General features: G+C 73.5%; 17 protein-coding genes. 14 read left to right on the top strand and 3 right to left on the bottom strand.

All coding sequences use genetic code 11. From position 1 onward, the window contains the following. Positions 1-59 precede the first annotated feature (59 nt). From ABZ883_RS33110 to ABZ883_RS33095, 4 genes are read left to right on the top strand one after another with little or no spacing between them, the layout of a single operon-like run. Complete coding sequence (locus ABZ883_RS33110; protein WP_360912809.1) at positions 60-947, top strand: MBL fold metallo-hydrolase; 888 nt, start codon at positions 60-62, stop codon at positions 945-947. Positions 948-1,004: 57 nt separating this feature from the next. Further along, the gene (gene miaB / locus ABZ883_RS33105) at positions 1,005-2,492 is read left to right on the top strand and encodes a tRNA (N6-isopentenyl adenosine(37)-C2)-methylthiotransferase MiaB (RefSeq protein WP_360912896.1); all 1,488 of its coding nucleotides are present in this window, start codon (positions 1,005-1,007) and stop codon (positions 2,490-2,492) included. A gap of 46 nt (positions 2,493-2,538) precedes the next feature. Then, positions 2,539-2,862, top strand: coding sequence for a hypothetical protein (locus tag ABZ883_RS33100; protein WP_360912807.1), 324 nt, complete (start codon positions 2,539-2,541; stop codon positions 2,860-2,862). 25 nt (positions 2,863-2,887) lie between these two features. After that, on the top strand, positions 2,888-3,592 hold the full coding sequence (locus ABZ883_RS33095) for a class III extradiol dioxygenase subunit B-like domain-containing protein (RefSeq protein ID WP_360912805.1): 705 nt from the start codon (positions 2,888-2,890) through the stop codon (positions 3,590-3,592). Here ABZ883_RS33095 and ABZ883_RS33090 read toward each other — a convergent pair. Further along, on the bottom strand, positions 3,589-3,804 hold the full coding sequence (locus tag ABZ883_RS33090) for an antitoxin (RefSeq protein WP_360912803.1): 216 nt from the start codon (positions 3,802-3,804) through the stop codon (positions 3,589-3,591). The genes ABZ883_RS33095 and ABZ883_RS33090 overlap by 4 nt on opposite strands. A 106-nt stretch (positions 3,805-3,910) precedes the next feature. Here ABZ883_RS33090 and miaA point away from each other — a divergent pair, with 106 nt between their 5' ends. The 6 genes from miaA to hflX all read left to right on the top strand — a co-directional run bounded on the left by miaA (position 3,911) and on the right by hflX (position 11,886). Then, positions 3,911-4,861: a tRNA (adenosine(37)-N6)-dimethylallyltransferase MiaA gene (miaA, locus tag ABZ883_RS33085; protein ID WP_360912801.1), complete on the top strand. Its 951-nt coding sequence runs from the start codon at positions 3,911-3,913 to the stop codon at positions 4,859-4,861. Positions 4,862-4,958: 97 nt separating this feature from the next. Then, positions 4,959-5,426 (top strand): hypothetical protein, encoded by a 468-nt coding sequence (locus ABZ883_RS33080; RefSeq protein ID WP_360912894.1) that lies wholly within the window; start codon positions 4,959-4,961, stop codon positions 5,424-5,426. A gap of 17 nt (positions 5,427-5,443) precedes the next feature. Next, positions 5,444-6,322, top strand: coding sequence for a diaminopimelate epimerase (gene dapF / locus ABZ883_RS33075; RefSeq protein ID WP_360912799.1), 879 nt, complete (start codon positions 5,444-5,446; stop codon positions 6,320-6,322). A gap of 153 nt (positions 6,323-6,475) precedes the next feature. Continuing rightward, the gene (locus ABZ883_RS33070) at positions 6,476-8,608 is read left to right on the top strand and encodes an HD domain-containing protein (RefSeq protein ID WP_360912797.1); all 2,133 of its coding nucleotides are present in this window, start codon (positions 6,476-6,478) and stop codon (positions 8,606-8,608) included. A gap of 71 nt (positions 8,609-8,679) precedes the next feature. Next, the gene (locus ABZ883_RS33065; protein WP_360912795.1) at positions 8,680-10,203 is read left to right on the top strand and encodes a M1 family metallopeptidase; all 1,524 of its coding nucleotides are present in this window, start codon (positions 8,680-8,682) and stop codon (positions 10,201-10,203) included. 177 nt (positions 10,204-10,380) lie between these two features. Beyond that, positions 10,381-11,886, top strand: coding sequence for a GTPase HflX (hflX, locus tag ABZ883_RS33060; RefSeq protein WP_360912792.1), 1,506 nt, complete (start codon positions 10,381-10,383; stop codon positions 11,884-11,886). A gap of 77 nt (positions 11,887-11,963) precedes the next feature. Here the strand turns inward: hflX and ABZ883_RS33055 are convergent, their stop codons facing one another. Continuing rightward, entirely contained in the window at positions 11,964-13,151 is a 1,188-nt protein-coding gene (locus ABZ883_RS33055) for a hypothetical protein (RefSeq protein ID WP_360912790.1), read from the bottom strand. 224 nt (positions 13,152-13,375) lie between these two features. Between ABZ883_RS33055 and ABZ883_RS33050 the strand changes: the two genes are divergently transcribed. The 4 genes from ABZ883_RS33050 to ABZ883_RS33035 all read left to right on the top strand — a co-directional run bounded on the left by ABZ883_RS33050 (position 13,376) and on the right by ABZ883_RS33035 (position 19,498). Next, on the top strand, positions 13,376-14,773 hold the full coding sequence (locus tag ABZ883_RS33050) for a diaminobutyrate--2-oxoglutarate transaminase family protein (RefSeq protein ID WP_360912892.1): 1,398 nt from the start codon (positions 13,376-13,378) through the stop codon (positions 14,771-14,773). A gap of 55 nt (positions 14,774-14,828) precedes the next feature. Beyond that, positions 14,829-16,610 (top strand): IucA/IucC family protein, encoded by a 1,782-nt coding sequence (locus ABZ883_RS33045; RefSeq protein WP_360912788.1) that lies wholly within the window; start codon positions 14,829-14,831, stop codon positions 16,608-16,610. Positions 16,611-16,647: 37 nt separating this feature from the next. Then, positions 16,648-17,406, top strand: a complete 759-nt coding sequence (locus tag ABZ883_RS33040; RefSeq protein ID WP_360912786.1) for a GNAT family N-acetyltransferase — start codon at positions 16,648-16,650, stop codon at positions 17,404-17,406. An 82-nt stretch (positions 17,407-17,488) separates the two neighbouring features. Then, positions 17,489-19,498: an ATP-dependent DNA helicase gene (locus tag ABZ883_RS33035; RefSeq protein ID WP_360912784.1), complete on the top strand. Its 2,010-nt coding sequence runs from the start codon at positions 17,489-17,491 to the stop codon at positions 19,496-19,498. A gap of 113 nt (positions 19,499-19,611) precedes the next feature. Here ABZ883_RS33035 and lexA read toward each other — a convergent pair whose 3' ends face one another. Further along, on the bottom strand, positions 19,612-20,382 hold the full coding sequence (gene lexA / locus ABZ883_RS33030; RefSeq protein WP_319659169.1) for a transcriptional repressor LexA: 771 nt from the start codon (positions 20,380-20,382) through the stop codon (positions 19,612-19,614). Positions 20,383-20,659: the final 277 nt, after the last annotated feature.

The raw sequence follows: 20,659 nt of genomic DNA, 5'->3' as shown, positions 1-20,659 counted from the left end.
GCGGCGTCGTTACGCTCGGGAGGAGGACCGCGTCCCGTACGTCGTACCGGAGGCACCGGATGCACCCCTCCGCAGCCTGGGACCTCGGCGGCCTCGTCGTCCGCCGGGTCGACGAGACCGCCCTGCCGCCGCGGACCGGCGCGCAACTGCTCCCCGGGGCCACCCCGGCCGTCGTGGCGGCCGTCCCCTGGCTGCTTCCCGACTTCGCCCGGCGGGACCGCACGCTGCGGCTGCACAGCCACACGTTCGCCTGGCGGGCGGACGGGCTGAGCGTCCTGGTGGACACCGGCATCGGCAACGGGAAGCCCCGCGACAACCCGGCCTGGGACCGGCTGCACACCGACTACCTGCTGCGCCTGGCCGGCGAGGGCTTCCCGCCCGAGGAGGTGGACCTGGTGATCCTCACCCATCTGCACACCGACCACGTCGGCTGGAACACCCGCGACGGCGGCGGCGGATGGGTCCCCACCTTCCCCAACGCCCGCTACATCGCCGCGCGCGCCGAGTGGGACCACTGGGCCGGCCCGGCGGCGGACGCCGCCCACCGGCAGGTCCTCCGCGACTCGGTGCACCCGGTGCGTGACGCCGGGCTGCTCGACCTGGTGGACCCCGGCGACGGGCCCGTCGAGCCCGCCCCGGGGATCCGGCTGCTGCCGGTGCCGGGCCACACGCCGGGACAGGTGGCCGTCGAGGTGCGCGGCGCCGAACGGACCGCCGTGATCGGCGCCGACAGCCTGCACCATCCCGTCCAGGTGGCACGGCCGGGCCTCACCAGCCCCACCGACACCGACCCCGCGCTGGCCGTGCGCAGCCGCCGCGCGCTGCTCGACCGCGTGGCGGGCACGGGGACGCTGCTCCTGGGCACGCACTTCCCGCCGCCCACCGCCGGCACGGTCGTCCCGGACGGGAACACCCACCGTTTCGTACCCGTCCCGGGGGGAACGTGAGCACGAGCGCCTCCGGCGCCCCCTTACCCTGGACGGGTGCAGCGTGAAGAGCAGGGTGTGAAGAGCTACGAGATCCGCACCTACGGGTGCCAGATGAACGTCCACGACTCCGAGCGGCTGGCGGGCCTCCTGGAGGCGGCCGGCTACGTCCGGGCGCCCAAGGACGCCGACGGCACGGTGGCCGCGGACGTCGTGGTCTTCAACACCTGCGCGGTCCGCGAGAACGCCGACAACCGCCTGTACGGCAACCTCGGCCGCCTGGCCCCGCAGAAGGCGGCCCGCCCGGGCATGCAGATCGCCGTCGGCGGCTGCCTGGCGCAGAAGGACCGCGACACGATCGTGAAGAAGGCCCCCTGGGTCGACGTCGTGTTCGGCACCCACAACATCGGCAGCCTGCCGGTGCTGCTGGAGCGCGCCCGGGTCGCGGAGGAGGCCCAGGTCGAGATCGCCGAGTCGCTGGAGACCTTCCCCTCCACGCTGCCGACCCGGCGGGAGTCCGCGTACGCGGCGTGGGTGTCGATCTCGGTCGGCTGCAACAACACCTGCACCTTCTGCATCGTCCCCGCGCTGCGCGGCAAGGAGAAGGACCGCCGCCCCGGAGACATCCTCGCCGAGGTCGAGGCCCTGGTCGCCGAGGGCGTCGTCGAGGTGACCCTGCTCGGCCAGAACGTCAACGCGTACGGCTCCGACATCGGCGACCGGGAGGCCTTCAGCAAGCTGCTGCGCGCCACCGGGAGGATCGACGGGCTGGAGCGCGTGCGCTTCACCTCGCCGCACCCGCGCGACTTCACCGACGACGTGATCGCGGCCATGGCCGAGACCCCGAACGTGATGCACCAGCTGCACATGCCGCTGCAGTCCGGTTCCGACACAGTGCTGCGCGCCATGCGCCGCTCCTACCGGCAGGACCGCTACCTCGGCATCATCGAGAAGGTGCGCGCGGCCATGCCGGACGCCGCCATCTCCACCGACATCATCGTGGGCTTCCCCGGCGAGACCGACGAGGACTTCGAGCAGACCCTCCACGTGGTGCGCGAGGCGCGGTTCGCCCAGGCCTTCACCTTCCAGTACTCCAAGCGCCCGGGCACCCCCGCCGCCGAGATGGACGGCCAGGTGCCGAAGGCGGTCGTGCAGGAGCGGTACGAGCGCCTGGTCGCGCTCCAGGAGGAGATCTCCTGGGAGGAGAACAAGAAGCAGGTCGGCAGGACCCTGGAGATCCTGGTCGCCGAGGGCGAGGGCCGCAAGGACGACGCCACGAGGCGGCTGTCCGGCCGCGCCGGTGACAACCGCCTGGTGCACTTCGCGCCGCCGGCCGAGCCCGTGCGCCCCGGCGACATGGTGACCGCCGAGATCACGTATGCCGCGCCGCACCACCTGCTCGCGGAACGCCCCGCCTTCGCCGTCCGGCGCACCCCGGCCGGCGACGCGTGGGAGCGCCGTACCGCGGCCGCGGCCGCCAAGCCGGCGGGCGTGATGCTCGGGCTGCCGACGATCGGCGCCCCGGCGCCGATGCCCGCGGCCGCGCCGGGCTGCGCCACCCACTGACCGGCCGGGTACCCGGCGGCACAACAGCACATCCAAGGGGGACGGCGTGAGCCGGTGGGGACTGTTCGTCGAGGAGACCGTCGGCAGCGGCGACAGCAAGCGCTGGGAGTTCGAGCTGCTCGGCCACGCCGACGGCAGCCGTGAGGACGCGCTGCGCGCCCTGGAGAGCACGGCCCGGGCCTTCCGGCCCCGCAAGCCGCTGAACGTACGGCGCACCTGGACCTACCGCACGGCGGACGGCCTGCTCCAGGTCAACGAGGGCATGACCACGACCTACCTCTGCCGCTTCACCGTCGCCGAGCTGGTCGCCGACAGCAAGGACCCGTCGGTGGCGGCCACGCCCCGGGACCGTGTGCCCGAGGGGTACTGAGCCGGCGCGCGTTAGGCTTCCGATCATGCTGGTCGCCGCCGCCGTGTGCCCCTGTCCGCCGCTGCTGGTGCCCGAGGTCGCCTCGGGTGCCTCCGCCGAGCTGGACGCCCTGCGAGCCGCCTGCGCCGACGCGCTCGCCGTCGTCGCCGCGGCCCGCCCGGACCTGCTCGTCGTGGTCGGCGCGGTCGCTGCGGGGGAGGGCTCGCACGTCTGGGAGGGCGGCGGCACCGGGTCCCTGCGCCCGTACGGCGTGAACCGCGCGGTGCGCCTGGGCGACGGCTCCGACCCCGAGCCGCTGGCGCCCGCACTGACGGTCGCCGCCGTGCTGCTGGACGACGCCCGCCTGGCCGCGCCCCTGCACGGCTGCGCGGTGCCCGAGGACGCGCCGGTGGCGCGCATGCTGGAACTGGGCCGGGGGCTCGCGGAACTGGCCGACCGGGTCGCGCTGCTCGTCATGGCGGACGGCACCAACTGCCGCACCCTCAAGGCGCCCGGCTACCTGGACGAGAGGGCCGAGGCCTTCGACGCGTCCGTCGCACGGGCACTGGGGGCCGCGGACACGGCGGCACTGGCCGGGCTGGACGCGGGGCTGGCGGGCGAGCTGGGAGCGGCGGGCCGCGCACCGTGGCAGGTGCTGGCCGGTGCGGGGGAGCAGTCCGGACTCGGCGGCGCGCTGCTGTACGACGAGGCGCCCTACGGAGTGGGCTACTTCGTGTCGGTCTGGTCCTAGTCCCGCTTTTCCTTCATCTGACCCAGGGCGCCCTTGGTCTTGTCCACGCCCGAGTCGATCTTGCTGCTGTACTTGTGCTTGGTCTTCTCGTCCACCGTGTGCGCGACCTTGTCGAGCTTGGACTCGATCGCGTCGCCGTGGCGTTCCACGAAATCCCCGGCCTTGACCCTGGCCTGTTCGGCCTTGGCCTTCAGCGTGTCCATGAAGCTCATGGCTCACCGTCCCCTGCGCGGAATAGCACGAAATGACCTTTTCTGTTTGATGATGCTACCCGTCCGGGGGTGAATCCGCGCCGCCGGAATTTGCGAAACTGTTCACGTGAAGAACGACGCCCCCCACGTGATCGCCGTCGTCGGCCCCACGGCCGCCGGCAAGTCCGACCTCGGTGTCGCCCTGGCCCGGGCCCTGGACGGTGAGGTGATCAACGCCGACTCCATGCAGCTGTACCGCGGCATGGACATCGGCACCGCCAAGCTGGCCGAGGAGGAGCGGCACGGCGTCCCGCACCACCTCCTGGACATCTGGGACGTCACGGAGGCCGCCAGCGTCGCCGAGTACCAGCGCCTGGCCCGCGCCGAGATCGACCGGCTGCTGGCCGCCGGGCGCAGCGCCGTCCTCGTCGGCGGGTCCGGCCTCTACGTACGCGCCGCGATCGACGCCCTGGACTTCCCCGGCACCGACCCCGAGGTCCGGGCCCGTCTGGAGGCCGAACTGGAGGAGCGGGGCTCCGGGTCGCTGCACGCCCGCCTGGCCGCCGTCGATCCGGAGGCGGCGCGCGCGATCCTGCCCAGCAACGGGCGGCGGGTCGTGCGCGCGCTGGAGGTCGTCGAGATCACCGGCCGTCCCTTCACCGCGAACCTGCCGGACGCCCACTCCAAGGGGTCGGTCTACGACACCGTCCAGATCGGTGTCGACGTGCCGCGCCCCGAACTCGACGAACGCATCACGCTGCGTGTCGACCGCATGTGGGACGCCGGGCTGGTCGGCGAGGTGCGGGCGCTGGAGGCGGCCGGTCTGCGGGAGGGGCGGACCGCCTCCCGGGCGCTCGGTTACCAGCAGGTTCTCGCCGCGTTCCTGGGTGCCTGCACCGAGCGGGAGGCGCGCGACGAGACCGTGCGCGCCACCAAACGCTTCGCGCGCCGTCAGGATTCGTGGTTCCGCCGGGACAGCCGTGTGCACTGGCTCGGCGGCCGCGGCGAGGAACTGGTGGCACAGGCCCTCGCCCTGTTCGACCCGGCCCGGCCCAGCGGTCACAGCCTGATCACGTGATGGCATCGGGACGCCCCAGCGGCACTTGACGCCACTTCGGCCGTGCCATCATCGAGCATCGGGCTACGGTGTCGGACTCTTTGGAGGGCGCGTGGCGATGGAAGCCGGCCCTCGCAACGGACCGCAACCGGAACAGGCGGAGGGTGCCGCGGACGCGGAGCACGACCGCCTGGTCGTCGACGGGCCCCTGGAGGACCCGCTCGACGCGCAGACCCTCGCCGAGGAGGAGCAGTCCTTCAGCGAACTGCGCCCCGAGCGCCGTCTGCGGGTCTGGCAGATCGCCCCGATCGTCGGGCTGGGCGCGCTCGGCTCGCTGATGTTCGCCTTCCCGCTCGCCTTCGAGACCGGCGACGGCGGTGCCGTCGTCGCCATGCTCGGCTTCCTGCTCGGCTGCTGCGCGGCCGGCTGGGGCCTGATGGCCGCCCGCAAGGTCGGCCACACCTGGCCGGGCCTGCCCGCCCGCGGCTCCGAGCGGCGCCCCGACTGGCGCTACCTCGCCCTGTACGCGGCGATCATCCTCGTGCTGGCGCTGCTGGCCTTCTGGCGCGTCGCCCGCCTGCGCTGACCCGTAGGATCGGGGCCATGACCACCGCCGCACCGCAGGGCCTGCCGTTCCTCAAGGGGCACGGCACGGAGAACGACTTCGTGATCATCCCCGACCACGACGGGGAGCTCGACCTGACCCCCGCCATGGTCGCCCGGCTGTGCGACCGCCGGGCCGGGATCGGCGCGGACGGCGTGCTGCGGGTGGTCCGCTCGGCGAAGCACCCCGAGGCCGCGGCGATGGCCGCGGAGGCCGAGTGGTTCATGGACTACCGCAACGGCGACGGCAGCGTCGCCGAGATGTGCGGCAACGGCGTCCGGGTCTTCGCCCGCTACCTGGAGCACACCGGCCTCGCGGAGGCGGGCGACCTCGCGGTCGCCACCCGCGCCGGCGTGCGGCGGGCGCACCTCGCCAAGGACGGCGACGTCACCGTGGACATGGGACGTGTCGCGCTCCCCGAGGGCGACGTCGAGGTCTCCGTCGGCGGGCGCCGCTGGCCGGCCCGCAACGTGAACATGGGCAATCCGCACGCCGTGGCCTTCGTCGACGACCTCGCCGACGCCGGCGACCTGCTGACGTCCCCGGTCTGGGAGCCCGCCGCGGCCTACCCGGACGGCGTGAACGTCGAGTTCGTGGTCGACCGGGGCCCCGGGCACGTCGCCATGCGCGTCCATGAGCGCGGCTCCGGCGAGACCCGCTCCTGCGGCACGGGAGCCTGCGCCGTCATGGTCGCCGCGGCCCGCCGCGACGGGGTCGACCCGGCGGTGACGGGCCGTCCGCAGACGTACACCGTGGACGTGCCCGGCGGGCGCCTGACCATCACCGAACACCCGGACCGCACCGTGGAGATGACCGGCCCGGCCGTCGTCGTCGCCACGGGTGTGATCGATCCGGTCTGGCTGCGCGAGGGCGCATAAGCGTACCCGTACCCCGGGGTGTTCATTCGCTCGAACGGGTGATGCCGATCACGCTGGGCGAGAGCGTGGCAGCGGCACGTGATGGGCTCGGTAGCATCAAGCACCGGCACGGAAGCCGTCCCGCCGCCGGTCGACGCTGCCGGAGGTGCCCGCATGAGCCCAGACAACGCAGTGGAAGCCGCCCCGAACGCCGAGGGACGCAGGCGCATCCCCCGGGCGGCGGACCTGCGCCGGCTGGGGCGCGCGGCCCTGCTCGGTCCCGGCAGCCGCGGGCGCGTCCCGGACGCGATCGAGCACATCGCCAAGGTCCACCGCATGCGGCATCCCGGCGCCGATCTCGCCATCCTGCGCAAGGCGTACGAGCTCGCCGAGTCCTCGCACCGCGGCCAGATGCGCAAGAGCGGCGAGCCGTACATCACGCACCCGCTCGCGGTGACCCTGATCCTGGCCGAACTGGGCGCCGAGACCACGACCTTGACCGCCTCCCTGCTCCACGACACCGTCGAGGACACCGAGGTGACGCTGGATCAGGTCCGTGAGGAGTTCGGCGAGGAGGTGCGCTTCCTCGTCGACGGCGTGACCAAACTGGAGAAGGTCGACTACGGCGCGGCCGCCGAGCCCGAGACCTTCCGCAAGATGCTGGTCGCCACCGGCAACGATGTCCGCGTGATGTCGATCAAGCTCGCCGACCGGCTGCACAACATGCGCACCCTCGGCGTGATGCGCCCCGAGAAACAGGCGCGCATCGCCAAGGTCACCCGCGACGTGCTCATCCCGCTGGCCGAACGCCTCGGCGTCCAGGCGCTGAAGACCGAGCTGGAGGACCTGGTCTTCGCCATCCTGCACCCCGAGGAGTACAGCAGCACCACCGCGCTGATCGTCGAACACGCCGCCCTGCCCGACCCGTTGGACGCCGTCGCCGAGGACGTGCGCCGGGTGCTGCGGGACGCCGGCATCGGCGCCGCCGTCGACGTGCGGCCGCGGCACGTGGTGTCGGTGCACCGGGTCGGACTCAAGCGAGGCGGCGCGCGGCCCGGCGGCAGCGACTTCGGCCGCGTGCTGATCCAGGTCACCGAGGACGCCGACTGCTACGCCGTCCTCGGCGAGCTGCACACCTGCTTCACCCCGGTCGTCGCCGAGTTCAAGGACTTCATCGCGGCACCGAAGTTCAACCTCTACCAGTCGCTGCACACCGCCATTCGCGACACCGACGGCCGGATCGCCGAAGTCCTCATCCGCACACGGCAGATGCACCTGGTCGCCGAGGCCGGCGTCATCGCGCTCGGCAATCCGTACACCGCGGGCGAGGCGCCCGAGGGCGCCGAGGGCGAGCGCGTCGACCCGACCCGGCCCGGCTGGCTCGCCCGGCTGCTCGACTGGCAACGCGACGCCCCCGACCCGGACTTCTTCTGGAGCACCCTGCGCGACGAACTCGCCCAGGACCGCGAGATCACCGTCTTCTCCGCCGACGGCGGCACCGTGGGCCTGCCGGACGGCGCCACGTGCACCGACGCCGCCTACGCACTGCACGGCGAGGCCGCCCACGCCGTCGTCGGCGCGCGGGTCAACGGCCGCCTCGCGCCGCTGCGCACCCCGCTCAAGGACGGCGACACCCTGCAACTGCTCATGGCCCACACCACAGGTGAGGAGGCCTCCGGGCCGTCGCCGGAGTGGCTGGAGCACGCCCGCACCCCCGCCGCCCGCATCGCCATCAGCCGCTGGCTGGAGGCCCACCCGGCGGCCGGCCCCGAGGAGCAGCCGGCCACGCCCACCGTCCGCGCCGCCGCCACGGTCACGCGCCGTACGGCCGACCCGCTCGCGGAGACCGCCGACACCGACCCGCCCGGCGGCACCGTGCGGATGGCCCGCTGCTGCACGCCCGTGCCGCCCGACGGGATCACCGGCTTCGTCATCCGCGGCGGCACGGTGGCCGTGCACCGCGCGGGCTGCCCGGTCAGCGCCCGCATGGTGGACTCCGGCCGCGCCCCGGTCGCCGTCCGCTGGCGCCACGACGCCCCCGGCTCCGGGCACCGCGCCACGCTCTACGCCGAGGCGCTGGGTCGTCCGCGGCTGCTCGCCGACCTGACCGAGGTCATCGCCGGCCAGGGCGCCGCCATCGTGTACGCCGCCGTGGAGCCCCCGCAGGAGCACCGGGTACGCCACACGTACACCGTGGAACTGCCCGACCCGGGAGCGCTGCCCGCCCTGATGCGCGCGATGCGCGCCGTACCCGGCGTCTACGACGTGTACCGCGCCCAGGGGACCCTCGCCACCCCGCAGGCCTGAGGAATACCCGATCGGGTGGGGTGCTGACGCGCCGCCACCTCAGGTGCCCGGAGCGCTGATACCGATGTCTCATGATCGGATCCTTTGCGCGCCGCGGCGCCCTCACCGCGGCCGCGGTGATCGCGCTCACTGCGGCGGGACTGCCCGGCGGCGACTCGACCTCCGCCGGTATCGGCGACCGGCTCTACCCCGAGCTCGGCAACCCCGGGTACGACGTCCACGACTACGACATCTCGCTCACCTACCACGGCAACAACCGGCCGCTCAGCGCCGTCACCCGCATCGACGCGCTCGCCACCGACACCCTGCCAAGCTTCCACCTCGACTTCGCCCGGGGCATCGTGAGCTCCGTCGAGGTCAACGACCAGCCCGCCCGGTTCACCACCGAGCGCGAGGAACTGGTCGTCACCCCGGCCGTCCCCGTCCCCGAGGGCGGCCGGATGGAGATCACCGTCGTCCACACCAGCGACCCCACCACCAAGGACGACAGCGGCTGGATCCCCACCAAGGACGGGCTGGTCATGGCCAACCAGGCCAGCGCCGCCCACACCGTCTTCCCCTGCAACGACCACCCCTCGGACAAGGCGGGGTTCGCCTTCCACGTCACCGCCCCCAAGGACCTCACGGTCGTCGCCAACGGCCTGCCCGAGCCCTCCCTCACGCGGGGCGCCACCACCACGTGGACGTATCGCACGGCGCACCCCATGGCCACCGAGCTCGCACAGGTCTCCATCGGGCACAGCGCCGTCCTGCACCGCACCGGGCCCGGCGGCCTGCCCCTGCGCGACGTCCTGGACGCCGCCGACCCCGACCGCGCGACGCTGGAGAAGCGGCTGGCGCAGACCGCCGACCAGATCGCGTGGATGGAGGAGCAGGTCGGCCCGTTCCCCTTCGAGACCTACGGCATCCTCAGCGCCAACACGATCACCGGCTTCGAGCTGGAGACGCAGACCCTCTCGCTCTTCGAACGGCGCGTCCTGCTCGCGCGTGAGCAGGACGCCACGCCGGTGATGGTGCACGAACTGGCCCACCAGTGGTTCGGCGACAGCGTGAGCCCCGGGACCTGGTCCGACCTGTGGCTGAACGAGGGCCACGCCACCTGGTACCAGTGGCGCTACGGCGCCGAGAAGTACCACGAGTACACCCTGGACAAGCTCGCGAAGAGCGCCTACGAGGTCGACGGCGAACTGCGCCGCGCCGGCGGGCCCCCCGCCCATCCGCTCGTGCCCGGCAACCCCGGGTCGCAGGCCAAGCTGAGCATCTTCCGCGGCAACGTCTACTTCAGCGGCGCCCTCGCCCTGTACGCGCTGCGCCAGGAGATCGGCGCCGACACCTTCCAGGAGCTGGAGCGTGCCTGGGTCACCCGGCACCGCGACGGCGTGGCCACCACCAAGGACTTCATCGACCTGGCCTCCGAGACCGCCGGCCGCGATCTCGGCCCCTTCCTGCGGGCGTGGCTGTACGGGCCCACCACACCGCCCATGCCGGGCCACCCGGACTGGAAGCCTGCCCCCGCCAAACCGGGACCCCACGCCGGTGCGCACGCGCAGTCCCACGGCCATGCGCACGGCCATGCGCACGGCGGGCACCGCTGAGGGACCGCGCCCGTGCGGGCGAAAGTCGCGTGACCGGGCGGCGACCGGCGTGCGACCATCTACGTACGGCGACGGCGCCGCGGCCCGGCCGGGGAATCCCCCGGACGCGCCAGGCGTTGTCCCGTAGGCGAGGCGTGAGCGCCCCGCGCAACGATTCCTCTCCGAGCAAAGGATCCAATGACCTCCTCCTCTTCTTCCTCTTCGAGCTCTGCAAGCAGCCGCCAGCGCCTCCCCGAGAGCCTTCGGGCCGACGCCCTGATGGAAGAGGACGTCGCCTGGAGTCACGAGATCGACGGGGAGCGTGACGGCGAGCAGTTCGACCGTTCCGAACGTGCCTCCCTGCGCCGTGTGGCGGGTCTGTCCACGGAGCTGGAGGACATCACCGAGGTCGAGTACCGGCAGCTCCGCCTGGAGCGGGTGGTACTCGTCGGTGTCTGGACGGACGGCACCGTCCGCGACGCGGAGAACTCCCTCGCGGAGCTCGCCGCCCTCGCCGAGACCGCGGGCGCACTCGTCCTCGACGGCGTCGTCCAGCGCCGCGACAAGCCGGACCCGGCCACCTACATCGGCTCGGGCAAGGCGCAGGAACTGCGGGACATCGTGATGGAGAGCGGCGCCGACACCGTGGTCTGCGACGGTGAGCTCAGTCCCGGCCAGCTCATCCACCTGGAAGACGTCGTCAAGGTCAAGGTGGTCGACCGGACCGCCCTGATCCTCGACATCTTCGCCCAGCACGCCAAGAGCCGTGAGGGCAAGGCCCAGGTCTCGCTCGCGCAGATGCAGTACATGCTGCCGCGCCTGCGCGGCTGGGGTCAGTCGCTGTCCCGGCAGATGGGTGGCGGTGGCTCCGGCTCCTCGGGCGGCGGCATGGCCACCCGTGGTCCCGGTGAGACCAAGATCGAGACCGACCGGCGCCGTATCCGCGAGAAGATGGCGAAGATGCGCCGGGAGATCGCGGAGATGAAGACCAGCCGTGACCTCAAGCGCCAGGAGCGCAAGCGTCACAAGGTGCCTTCGGTGGCGATCGCCGGCTACACCAACGCCGGCAAGTCCTCGCTCCTCAACCGGCTCACCGGCGCGGGCGTCCTGGTGGAGAACGCGCTGTTCGCCACCCTCGACCCGACCGTGCGCCGGGCGGAGACCCCGAGCGGCCGGCTCTACACCCTGGCCGACACCGTCGGGTTCGTCCGGCACCTGCCGCACCACCTGGTCGAGGCGTTCCGCTCCACCATGGAGGAGGTCGCCGACGCCGACCTCATCGTGCACGTGGTGGACGGCTCGCACCCGAACCCGGACGAGCAGCTCGCCGCGGTCCGCGAGGTCTTCCGCGACGTCGGCGCGCTGGACGTGCCCGAGATCGTGGTGATCAACAAGGCCGACGCGGCCGACCCCGTGGTGCTGCAGTCGCTGCTGCGCCGCGAGAAGCACTCCATCGCGGTGTCCGCCCGCACCGGGCGCGGCATCCAGGAACTGCTGGCGATGATCGACGACGAGCTCCCGCGGCCCGCCGTCGAGATCGAGGCCCTGGTGCCGTACACCCGCGGCGCGCTCGTCGCCCGGGTGCACTCCGACGGCGAGGTGCTCTCCGAGGAGCACACCGGCGACGGCACGCTGCTCAAGGCCCGCGTCCACGACGAGCTGGCGGCGGAACTCGAGCCGTTCGCGCTCGCCGCGCGCCACTAGCGGTACGTACGTACGCCGCAGGGCCCGCCCCATGGAGGGGCGGGCCCTGCGGCGTACTCCGTTCTTGCCGCTTGCCGCTACTCGCGCACCGTGTCGAAGATCGACTCTGCCTCGGACCCCAGGTGCGGTCCGGCCAGCCACCGGGGGCTGTCCTGCGGACCGATCGAGGTGTTGCTGACCAGGGCGACCGTGCCGTCGGGCTCCTTGGCGAACCAGCCGCCGCCCGAGGCACCCGCCGTCATGGTGCAGCCGAGCCAGTGCATGGTCGGCGCGCCCTTGGTGAGCGCCAGCCGGACCGGGTCGCCCGCACAGTGGTACTGCTGGTAGCCGAAGCCGTCGAAGGGCGCCGCCGCGGGGTAGCCGCGGATGTCCATGGAGTCGATGGCCGCCGAGGTGGGCGCGTCGAACCAGACGGGTACGGAGGCGCCGACCGTCTCCTCCAGGGACGTGCTGGAGTCCGGGTTGGTCACCTTCAGCACCGCGAAGTCGTACGGGTAGGCCGAGCTGGTCTCCGAGGACTCCCCGCCCCCGTCGATCCACTGCTGCGAGGTGCCGGCCTTCGTCGCCCACCAGGTGCCGTACGGGGCGAGCTGCTCCTTGGTGGCGCTCTGCAGTGCCGCGCCGCTCAGGCCCCCGTTGTTGAAGGAGGGCACGAAGACGATGTTGCGGTACCAGCCGCCCGCGGCGCCCGCGTGCACGCAGTGGCCGGCCGTCCACACCAGATTGCTCTTCCCCGGGTTCGCCGGGTCGCTCACCACGGTCGCCGAGCAGACCGCCTGCCCGTCCGGCATGTCGAAGAGCAGCTTGCCCGTCGCCGGCGAGGCGTCGTGGAACGGCGTCGCCAGCCGCTGCGCCTTGATCGCGGCCGGCTCGGGGTCGGTGGTGCCGTCGTCCGCCTGCGTGACGTCGGCCCGCTGCTCGTCGTCCGGGGTCCCGTCGGCCTCGCGGAGCCGGTCGGCGTCCCACAGGTCCTTGATGATGGGATTGATGAAGTCGGCGGCGTCCCGCAGCCACTTGTCCTTGTCCCAGTCCTTCCAGCCGCCGTTCTGGAGCGCGTCCGCCCACTTGCTCAGGTCGTCGAGGCTGGTGGGAAGGGTGGTGGGCAGGTCGGTGGGCAACTGGAGCCCGCTGTCCCCGGACGACGCGGACGTCGAAGGGCTGGGCTTGGCATCGGCCTTGTCGTCGGAACCGCCGCAGGCGGTCGCCGTGACGGCGAGCAACGCGGCCGTGGTCGCCGCCACGGCCAACCGGCTTATCGATGACATCGGTTGCGATCCCCCTGTAGTGAACATGGTGGTTGCTCGCTGAAGGGCAATGCCCAACTCTGCCCGCTCATGGGCGACGTATGCCCCGTGGAAGGGGACGGCAAGGCCCGGGCGGGCGGTTCCGCCGTGAGATCTGCGGCACAGGCAGTTGCCGTGCGCGCGTGCGGTCGTTGGTAGCTCCGGGGGCGCTGCACCCGACACCGAGGAGTGAGCACGTGGCCGCCATGCCGAGCGCACCGGACCGACTGGCGGTGCGCCAGGACGACTTCGGGGACACCGAGGGCATCCTGCGACGACAGTCGCTGCGCGAGTCGGCGGCCCGGACCTATGCCCGTACGCTCCCCGTCGTACCCGTGCGCGCCCACGGGATGACCATCGAGGCCGCCGACGGCCGTCGTTACCTCGACTGCCTCTCCGGTGCGGGCACCCTCGCGCTCGGCCACAACCACCCGGTCGTCGTGGAGGCCATCCGGGGCGTCCTGGACTCCGGCGCGCCGCTGCACGTGCTGGACCTGGCCACCCCCGTCAAGGACGCCTTCACCACCGCCCTGTTCGAGACACTGCCCCGCGAACTCGCCGAGCACGGAAAGGTGCAGTTCTGCGGCCCGGCCGGCACCGACGCCGTCGAGGCCGCCCTCAAACTCGTGCGCACCGCCACCGGCCGCGACGGCCTGCTCGCCTTCTCCGGCGGCTACCACGGCATGACGGCCGCCGCGCTGGCCGTCACCGGCGACACCTCCGTGCGGGGCGCCGCGGGCGCCGCCGCGGACGCCGGTGTCACCCGGCTCCCCTACCCGTACGACTACCGCTGCCCGTTCGGCGTGGGCGGGGAGCGGGGCGCGGAACTCTCGGCCCGGCTGACGGAGAGTCTGCTCGACGACCCCAAGGGCGGGGTCCGGCCGCCCGCCGGGATGCTCCTGGAACCGGTCCAGGGCGAGGGCGGCGTCATCCCCGCCCCCGACACCTGGCTGCGCCGCATGCGCGCCGTCACCAGCGAACGCGGCATCCCGCTCATCGCCGACGAGGTGCAGACCGGCGTCGGCAGGACCGGCGCCTTCTGGGCCGTCGAGCACAGTGGTGTCGTGCCGGACGTGATGGTGCTGGCCAAGGCCATCGGCGGCAGCCTGCCGCTGGCCGTCGTCGTCTACCGCGAGGAGCTCGACGTCTGGCGGCCCGGCGCCCACGCGGGCACCTTCCGCGGCAACCAGCTCGCCATGGCCGCCGGTGCCGCCACCCTCACCCACGTCCTGCGCGAAGGCCTCGCCTCCCGCGCCGACGTCCTGGGCGCCCGCATGCTCGCCCGGCTGCGCGACCTCGCCGCCGCCCACCCCCACGTCGGGGACGCCCGCGGACGCGGCCTCATGCTCGGCCTCGAACTGATCGACCCCGAGGGCGCGCCCACCACACACGGCGTCCCGCCGACCGCACCCCGGCTGGCCGCCGCCGTCCGCCGCGCCGCCCTGGACCGCGGCCTCGTCGTCGAACTCGGCGGACGCGACGCGAGCGTCGTCCGCCTGCTGCCTCCGCTCACCATGACCGACGAGCAGTGCGAGGCCGTCCTCGACCGCCTCGCCGACGCCTTGGCGGCGGCCTGCGCGGACCGGACGTGCAGCCCCTCGTGACCCCGGACCCCGCCGGCACCGCGCGCCGCCACGCCGACCCCCCAGGAGCCACCGCATGACCGCACGCCCCGCCCCCGGGACCACGGCCACCGTCCCCCCGCAGGCCCGGCACGAGGAGGCCGACGACCCGTACGCCGTCGCCGACGCGGCCGGCAGCGAGGCCCTGCTGCGGTGCTGGGCACGCGAGACGGGCCTGCCGGCGCCGCAGGGCGACACCTTGTGCGTGCCGCTGCCCGCGACCGGCACCGAACTGCGCGTACCGGTCCGCCACTGGTCGCCCACCGGCCACCACCGCTTCGGGACCCCGCGCCCGGCCGCCGGGGGCCGGGCGGTGGACGCCGTCGCCCTGGCCGCACTGCTCGCCCGGGAGGCCGCCGTCCCCGGAGCGGACGGCGCCGACCTGGTGGCGCGGGTCGCGGACTCCGTCCGCAGGACCGCGGCGATCGTGGCCGAACGCCGGGCACGCCCGGCCGCGCCGCCCGGCACGATCCCGTTCCTCGACGCCGAGCAGGCCCTCGTGCTCGGCCACCCCCTGCACCCCGCGCCCAAGAGCCGCGAAGGACTGACGGAGGCCGAATCGGCCGCCTACGCGCCCGAACACCGCGGGTCCTTCGCCCTGCACTGGGCGGCGGTGGACCGCGCGATCCTGGCCCACGACTCGGCGTGGACCGAGCGCGGACGCACCGTGCCGGCCGCCCGCCTGATCGCCGCCCTCGCGGGCCCCGACGTCGTCCGGCGGCTCCCACCCGGCACCGTCCCGCTGCCGCTGCACCCCTGGCAGGCCCGCGACCTTGCGCACCGCCCCGAGGTGCGCGCCCTGGTGGAGGCCGGCCTGCTGCACGACCTCGGCACGGCCGGCGAGCCCTGGCACCCGACGTCCTCCGTGCGGACGGTCCTGCGGCCCGGCGCGGCCGCGATGCTCAAGCTCTCCCTCGCCGTGCGCATCACCAACTCCCGCCGCGAGAACCTCCGCAAGGAGCTCCACCGGGGCGTCGAGGTGCACCGCCTGCTCCGGGCCGGCCTCGCCGAGCGCTGGCACCTGGCGCACCCGGGGTTCGACATCGTCCGCGATCCCGCGTGGCTCGCCGTCGACTCCCCGGACGGCAGCGCCCCCGTCCGCGGTCTCGACGTCGTCGTACGGCACAACCCCTTCGGGCCCGGCGACGACGTGGCCTGCCTCGCCGGCCTCACCGCTCCCCGGCCCGCGCCCGACGGGGGACCGGGCATGGCCTCGCGCCTCGCCGAACTCGTCGGGGGGCTGGCGGCCCGCAGCGGACGGCCCGCCGCGGCCGTGTCGGCCGAGTGGTTCCTGCGCTACCTGGACGCGGTCGTGCGCCCGGTGCTGTGGCTCGACGGCGAGGCGGGCATCGCCCTGGAGGCCCACCAGCAGAACACCCTCGTCGTGCTGGACGCCCACGGCTGGCCGGCCGGTGGCCGCTACCGCGACAACCAGGGCTACTACTTCCGCGAGAGCGCCCGCATCGCCCTGGAGGCGCGCCTGCCCGGTGCCGGCGCGGCGAGCGACACCTTTGTGCCGGACGCCGTCGCCGACGAGCGCCTCGCCTACTACCTCGGCATCAACAACGTCCTCGGCCTCATCGGCGCCTTCGGCTCCCAGCGCCTGGCCGACGAGCGGGTCCTGCTGGCCGCGTTCCGCCGCTTCCTCGGCAAGGCCGCCGCGGGCGGCCGGTCCCCGCTGCCGGGACAGCTGCTGGAGGCACCGGAGCTGCGCTGCAAGGCCAACCTGCTCACCCGGCTGCACGGCCTGGACGAACTCGTCGGCCCCGTCGACACCCAGTCCGTGTACGTCACCGTCCCCAACCCCCTCCGCGCCTGACCGCGGGAGGCCACGAAGGAAGGAGGCCGCAGCCGCCATGACGGCCGCCGACTCCCACACCCACGCCGGACGCACCGGCGGCACCGGCCGCCCCGCGGCCCCGGAAGCGCCGGGTGCTCCCGCCCAGGACGACACCCTGGACCTGGAGCTGCCCCCCGAGGTGCGCGCCCTGTTCACGGAGGACGTCACCGCCGACGACCGCGCGGGCCGCCCCGCCGCCCTGGACGACCTCCTCGACGGGGTCGCCGACTGGGGCCCGGTGGACACTCCGGCCGGCACCTTCCACCTCGTCCCCGCCCGGCCCGAGCGCGACCTGCCGGTGGTCAGCCGCTGGATGAACGATCCCGCCGTCGCCGCCTTCTGGCAGCTCTCGGGCGCCCCGGCGGTCGCCGAACGGCACCTGCGCGGCCAGCTCGACGGCGACGGACGCAGCGTGCCGTGCATCGGTGTGCTCGACGGCGTCCCCATGAGCTACTGGGAGGTCTACCGGGCCGACCTGGACCCCCTCGCCCGCCACTACCCGGCCCGCCCCCACGACACCGGGCTCCACCTGCTCATCGGCCGCGTCGGCGACCGCGCGCGCGGTCTCGGCGGCATCCTGCTGCGCGCGGTCGCCGACCACGTCCTGGAGCACCGCCCGAGCTGCGCCCGGGTGGTCGCCGAGCCCGACCTTCGCAACACGCCCTCGGTGTCGGCCTTCCTCGCGGCGGGGTTCCGGTTCTCCGCGGAGGTGCAGCTGCCCGGCAAGCGGGCCGCCCTGCTGATCCGCGACCGGGCCCTGCGGCACGTCCTCTGAGGCGGCCGGCGCGGGGTGCCGTGCACCGGAGAATTCCGTGGCCGCCTGCGTTGTCGGTGCCGCCCCGTAGGGTGGTCCTGCTATGACACAGCCCGCGAAGCCCGCCCTCACCGACCTCCTCCACGCCGCCGTCACCGCGGTCGGCGGCGTGGAGCGACCCGGCCAGGTCAGCATGGCCGAAGCCGTTGCCGAAGCCGTCGACGACGGCTCCCACCTGCTGGTCCAGGCCGGCACCGGCACCGGCAAGTCCCTCGGCTACCTGGTGCCCGCCCTCGCGCACGGGGAGCGCGTGGTCGTCGCCACGGCGACCCTGGCGCTGCAGCGCCAGCTCGTCGAACGCGACCTGCCGCGCACCGTCACCGCGCTCCGCCCGCTCCTGCGGCGCGAGCCGCAGTTCGCGATGCTCAAGGGCCGGTCGAACTACCTGTGCCTGCACCGGCTCCACGAGGGCGTGCCGCGGGAGGAGGAGTCGGACGAGCCCGGCCTCTTCGACCAGTTCGAGGCCGCGGCGCCGACCAGCAAGCTGGGCCAGGACCTGCTGCGGCTGCGGGACTGGTCGGACGAGACCGAGACCGGTGACCGCGACGACCTGACCCCGGGAGTGTCCGATCGCGCCTGGCAGCAGGTGGCCGTCACCTCCCGGGAGTGCCTGGGCGCCACCCGCTGCGCGTACGGCGCCGAGTGCTTCGCCGAGGCGGCCCGCGAGCGCGCGAAACTCGCCGACGTCGTCGTCACCAACCACGCGCTGCTGGCGATCGACGCGCTCGAAGGCGCCCCGGTCCTGCCCTCCCACGAGGTGCTGATCGTCGACGAGGCCCATGAACTCGTCTCCCGGGTCACCGGTGTCGCCACCGGCGAGCTCGCTCCCGGCCGGGTCAACCGCACCGTCAGACTCGCCGCCAAACTGGTCAACGAGAAGGCCGCGGACGCGCTGATGAGCGCCTCCGAGGGCTTCGAGCGGCTGATGGAACTGGCCCTGCCCGGGCGGCTGGAGGAGTTGCCGGAGGACCTGCGCTACGCCCTGATGGCGCTGCGCGACGCCTGCCGGCTGGTCATCACCTCGCTCGGCGAGACCCGCGACCGCTCCGTGCAGGACGAGGACGCCGTCCGCAAGATGGCGCTCGCCTCGGCCGAGAACGTCCACGAGGTCGCGGAGCGCATCGTCGAGGGCTCCGAGTGGGACGTGGTCTGGTACGAGCGCCACGACCGCTTCGGCGCCTCGCTGCGGGTGGCACCGCTGAGCGTGTCGGGGCTGCTGCGCGAGAAGTTGTTCACCGAGCGCTCCGTTGTGCTGACCTCGGCCACCCTCCGCCTGGGCGGTGACTTCAACGGCGTCGCGGCCTCGCTCGGGCTCCCGCCGGAGGGCACCGTGGCCGCGGAGGGCGAGGACGAACTCCCGGTCTGGAAGGGCCTCGACGTCGGCTCGCCCTTCGACTACCCCAAGCAGGGCATCCTCTATGTCGCCCGCCATCTGTCCCAGCCCGGACGGGACAGCGGCCGTGAGGACATGCTGGACGAACTGACCGAGCTGATCGAGGCCGCCGGGGGCCGCACCCTCGGGCTGTTCTCCTCGATGCGGGCGGCCCAGGCCGCCGCCGAGGCGCTGCGCGGCCGGATCGACCACCCGGTGCTGCTCCAGGGCGAGGAGACGCTGGGTGAGCTGATCCGCCGTTTCTCCGCCGACCCCGGCACCTGCCTGTTCGGCACGCTCTCGCTCTGGCAGGGCGTGGACGTGCCGGGCGACAGCTGCCAACTGGTGGTGATGGACCGGATTCCGTTCCCCCGTCCGGACGACCCGCTGATGAGCGCGCGTCAGAAGGCGGTGGAGGAGAAGGGCGGCAACGGCTTCATGGCGGTCGCCGCCACCCATGCGGCGCTGCTGATGGCCCAGGGGGCCGGCCGCCTGGTCCGTGCGGCCGGGGACCGGGGCGTGGTCGCCGTCCTCGACCCGCGGCTCGCCACGGCCCGCTACGGCAGCTTCATCAAGGCGTCGATGCCGGACTTCTGGCAGACCACGGACCGCAATCAGGTCCGCAGGTCGCTGGCCGCCATCGACGCGGCCGCGAAGGCCGACGAGGCGCAGGTGGTCTGACCGGGGCGCGGGCCCTCGGTCTCAGGGCCCGCTGACACCCCGCCCGCCCGTGCACAGACGAGCCCCGGAACCGGCGCAGAGGTCCCGGGGCCCGGTCACGGGCGGGTCGTGGGTCAGACCCGGCGCAGCACCGCCACCACCTTGCCGAGGATGGTCGCCTCGTCGCCCGGGATGGGCTGGTACGCGGAGTTGTGCGGAAGCAGCCAGACATGGCCGTCCTCGCGCTTGAAGCGCTTGACCGTGGCCTCGCCCTCGATCATCGCGGCGACGATGTCGCCGTTCTCGGCGACGGGCTGACGGCGCACCGTCACCCAGTCCCCGTCGCAGATGGCGGCCTCGATCATCGAGTCGCCGACGACCTTGAGCACGAACAGTTCGCCGTCACCCACCAGCTGGCGGGGGAGCGGGAAGACGTCCTCGACCGACTCCTCGGCCAGGATCGGGCCACCGGCGGCGATCCGGCCGACCAGCGGCACGTACGACGCGGAGGGCTTGCCCGCGGTGTCGGTCGGCTGCGCCTGCGCGGCGTCGGAGCCGCGCACCTCGTAGGCGCGGGGGCGGTGCGGGTCCCGGCGAAGGAACCCCTTGCGTTCCAGGGCCATCAGCTGATGGGCGACCGACGAGGTGCTCGACAGGCCCACGGCCTGGCCGATCTCCCGCATGGACGGCGGGTACCCGCGGCGCTGCACCGAGTCCCTGATGACCTCGATGACCCGGCGCTGCCGGTCGGTCAGTCCGGAACTGTCCGCGCGGATTCCAGGAGGTCGTCCGGGGAGCGCACGTGCGGGCTTGGTGGTCTCGTCGTTCATCGCATCCATCGGGCGTAGCCGGTCCTGGGGGCGGTCATGGGCGGTCAGTGTGGCGCTGTCGGCGGTGGTGGTCACGGCGGCCCCTCTCGAGATGTTCTCCCTAGTAAGACAACGGTAGTTGCTTTCGAAAGGTTGCGCCAAACACACGTTCGAGTGAATTTCCACAGTTCCACTGACAAGATCAAGCGGTCGATGATATAGATCGAATATGAATTCGATTCTTCCCGGGATTCCGCCGCCCAATCCCCGTCGCGCGGACGGGATCGCGGCCGTGTGACGCCCGCACCCGCCCCCCGCCGTCGCCCCGCCGCTCTCCCGGAGTTCCCCGCCGTTCACCCCCGCGCCCCGGGTT

This window comes from Streptomyces sp. NPDC046977 (assembly GCF_040644455.1).
Classification (GTDB): domain Bacteria; phylum Actinomycetota; class Actinomycetes; order Streptomycetales; family Streptomycetaceae; genus Actinacidiphila.
The sequence above is the reverse complement of the archived record's forward strand: the minus strand, read 5'-3'. Positions and strand labels throughout refer to the sequence as shown.

Excerpts from the sequence above, each read along its gene's own strand:
- ABZ883_RS33110 (WP_360912809.1), top strand. The coding sequence starts at position 60 with ATGCACCCCTCCGCAGCCTGGGACCTCGGCGGCCTCGTCGTCCGCCGG.
- ABZ883_RS33095 (WP_360912805.1), top strand. The coding sequence starts at position 2,888 with ATGCTGGTCGCCGCCGCCGTGTGCCCCTGTCCGCCGCTGCTGGTGCCC.
- ABZ883_RS33090 (WP_360912803.1), bottom strand. The coding sequence starts at position 3,804 with ATGAGCTTCATGGACACGCTGAAGGCCAAGGCCGAACAGGCCAGGGTC.
- ABZ883_RS33080 (WP_360912894.1), top strand. The coding sequence starts at position 4,959 with ATGGAAGCCGGCCCTCGCAACGGACCGCAACCGGAACAGGCGGAGGGT.
- dapF (WP_360912799.1), top strand. The coding sequence starts at position 5,444 with ATGACCACCGCCGCACCGCAGGGCCTGCCGTTCCTCAAGGGGCACGGC.
- ABZ883_RS33070 (WP_360912797.1), top strand. The coding sequence starts at position 6,476 with ATGAGCCCAGACAACGCAGTGGAAGCCGCCCCGAACGCCGAGGGACGC.
- ABZ883_RS33065 (WP_360912795.1), top strand. The coding sequence starts at position 8,680 with ATGATCGGATCCTTTGCGCGCCGCGGCGCCCTCACCGCGGCCGCGGTG.
- hflX (WP_360912792.1), top strand. The coding sequence starts at position 10,381 with ATGACCTCCTCCTCTTCTTCCTCTTCGAGCTCTGCAAGCAGCCGCCAG.
- ABZ883_RS33055 (WP_360912790.1), bottom strand. The coding sequence starts at position 13,151 with ATGTCATCGATAAGCCGGTTGGCCGTGGCGGCGACCACGGCCGCGTTG.
- ABZ883_RS33050 (WP_360912892.1), top strand. The coding sequence starts at position 13,376 with ATGCCGAGCGCACCGGACCGACTGGCGGTGCGCCAGGACGACTTCGGG.
- ABZ883_RS33045 (WP_360912788.1), top strand. The coding sequence starts at position 14,829 with ATGACCGCACGCCCCGCCCCCGGGACCACGGCCACCGTCCCCCCGCAG.
- ABZ883_RS33040 (WP_360912786.1), top strand. The coding sequence starts at position 16,648 with ATGACGGCCGCCGACTCCCACACCCACGCCGGACGCACCGGCGGCACC.
- ABZ883_RS33035 (WP_360912784.1), top strand. The coding sequence starts at position 17,489 with ATGACACAGCCCGCGAAGCCCGCCCTCACCGACCTCCTCCACGCCGCC.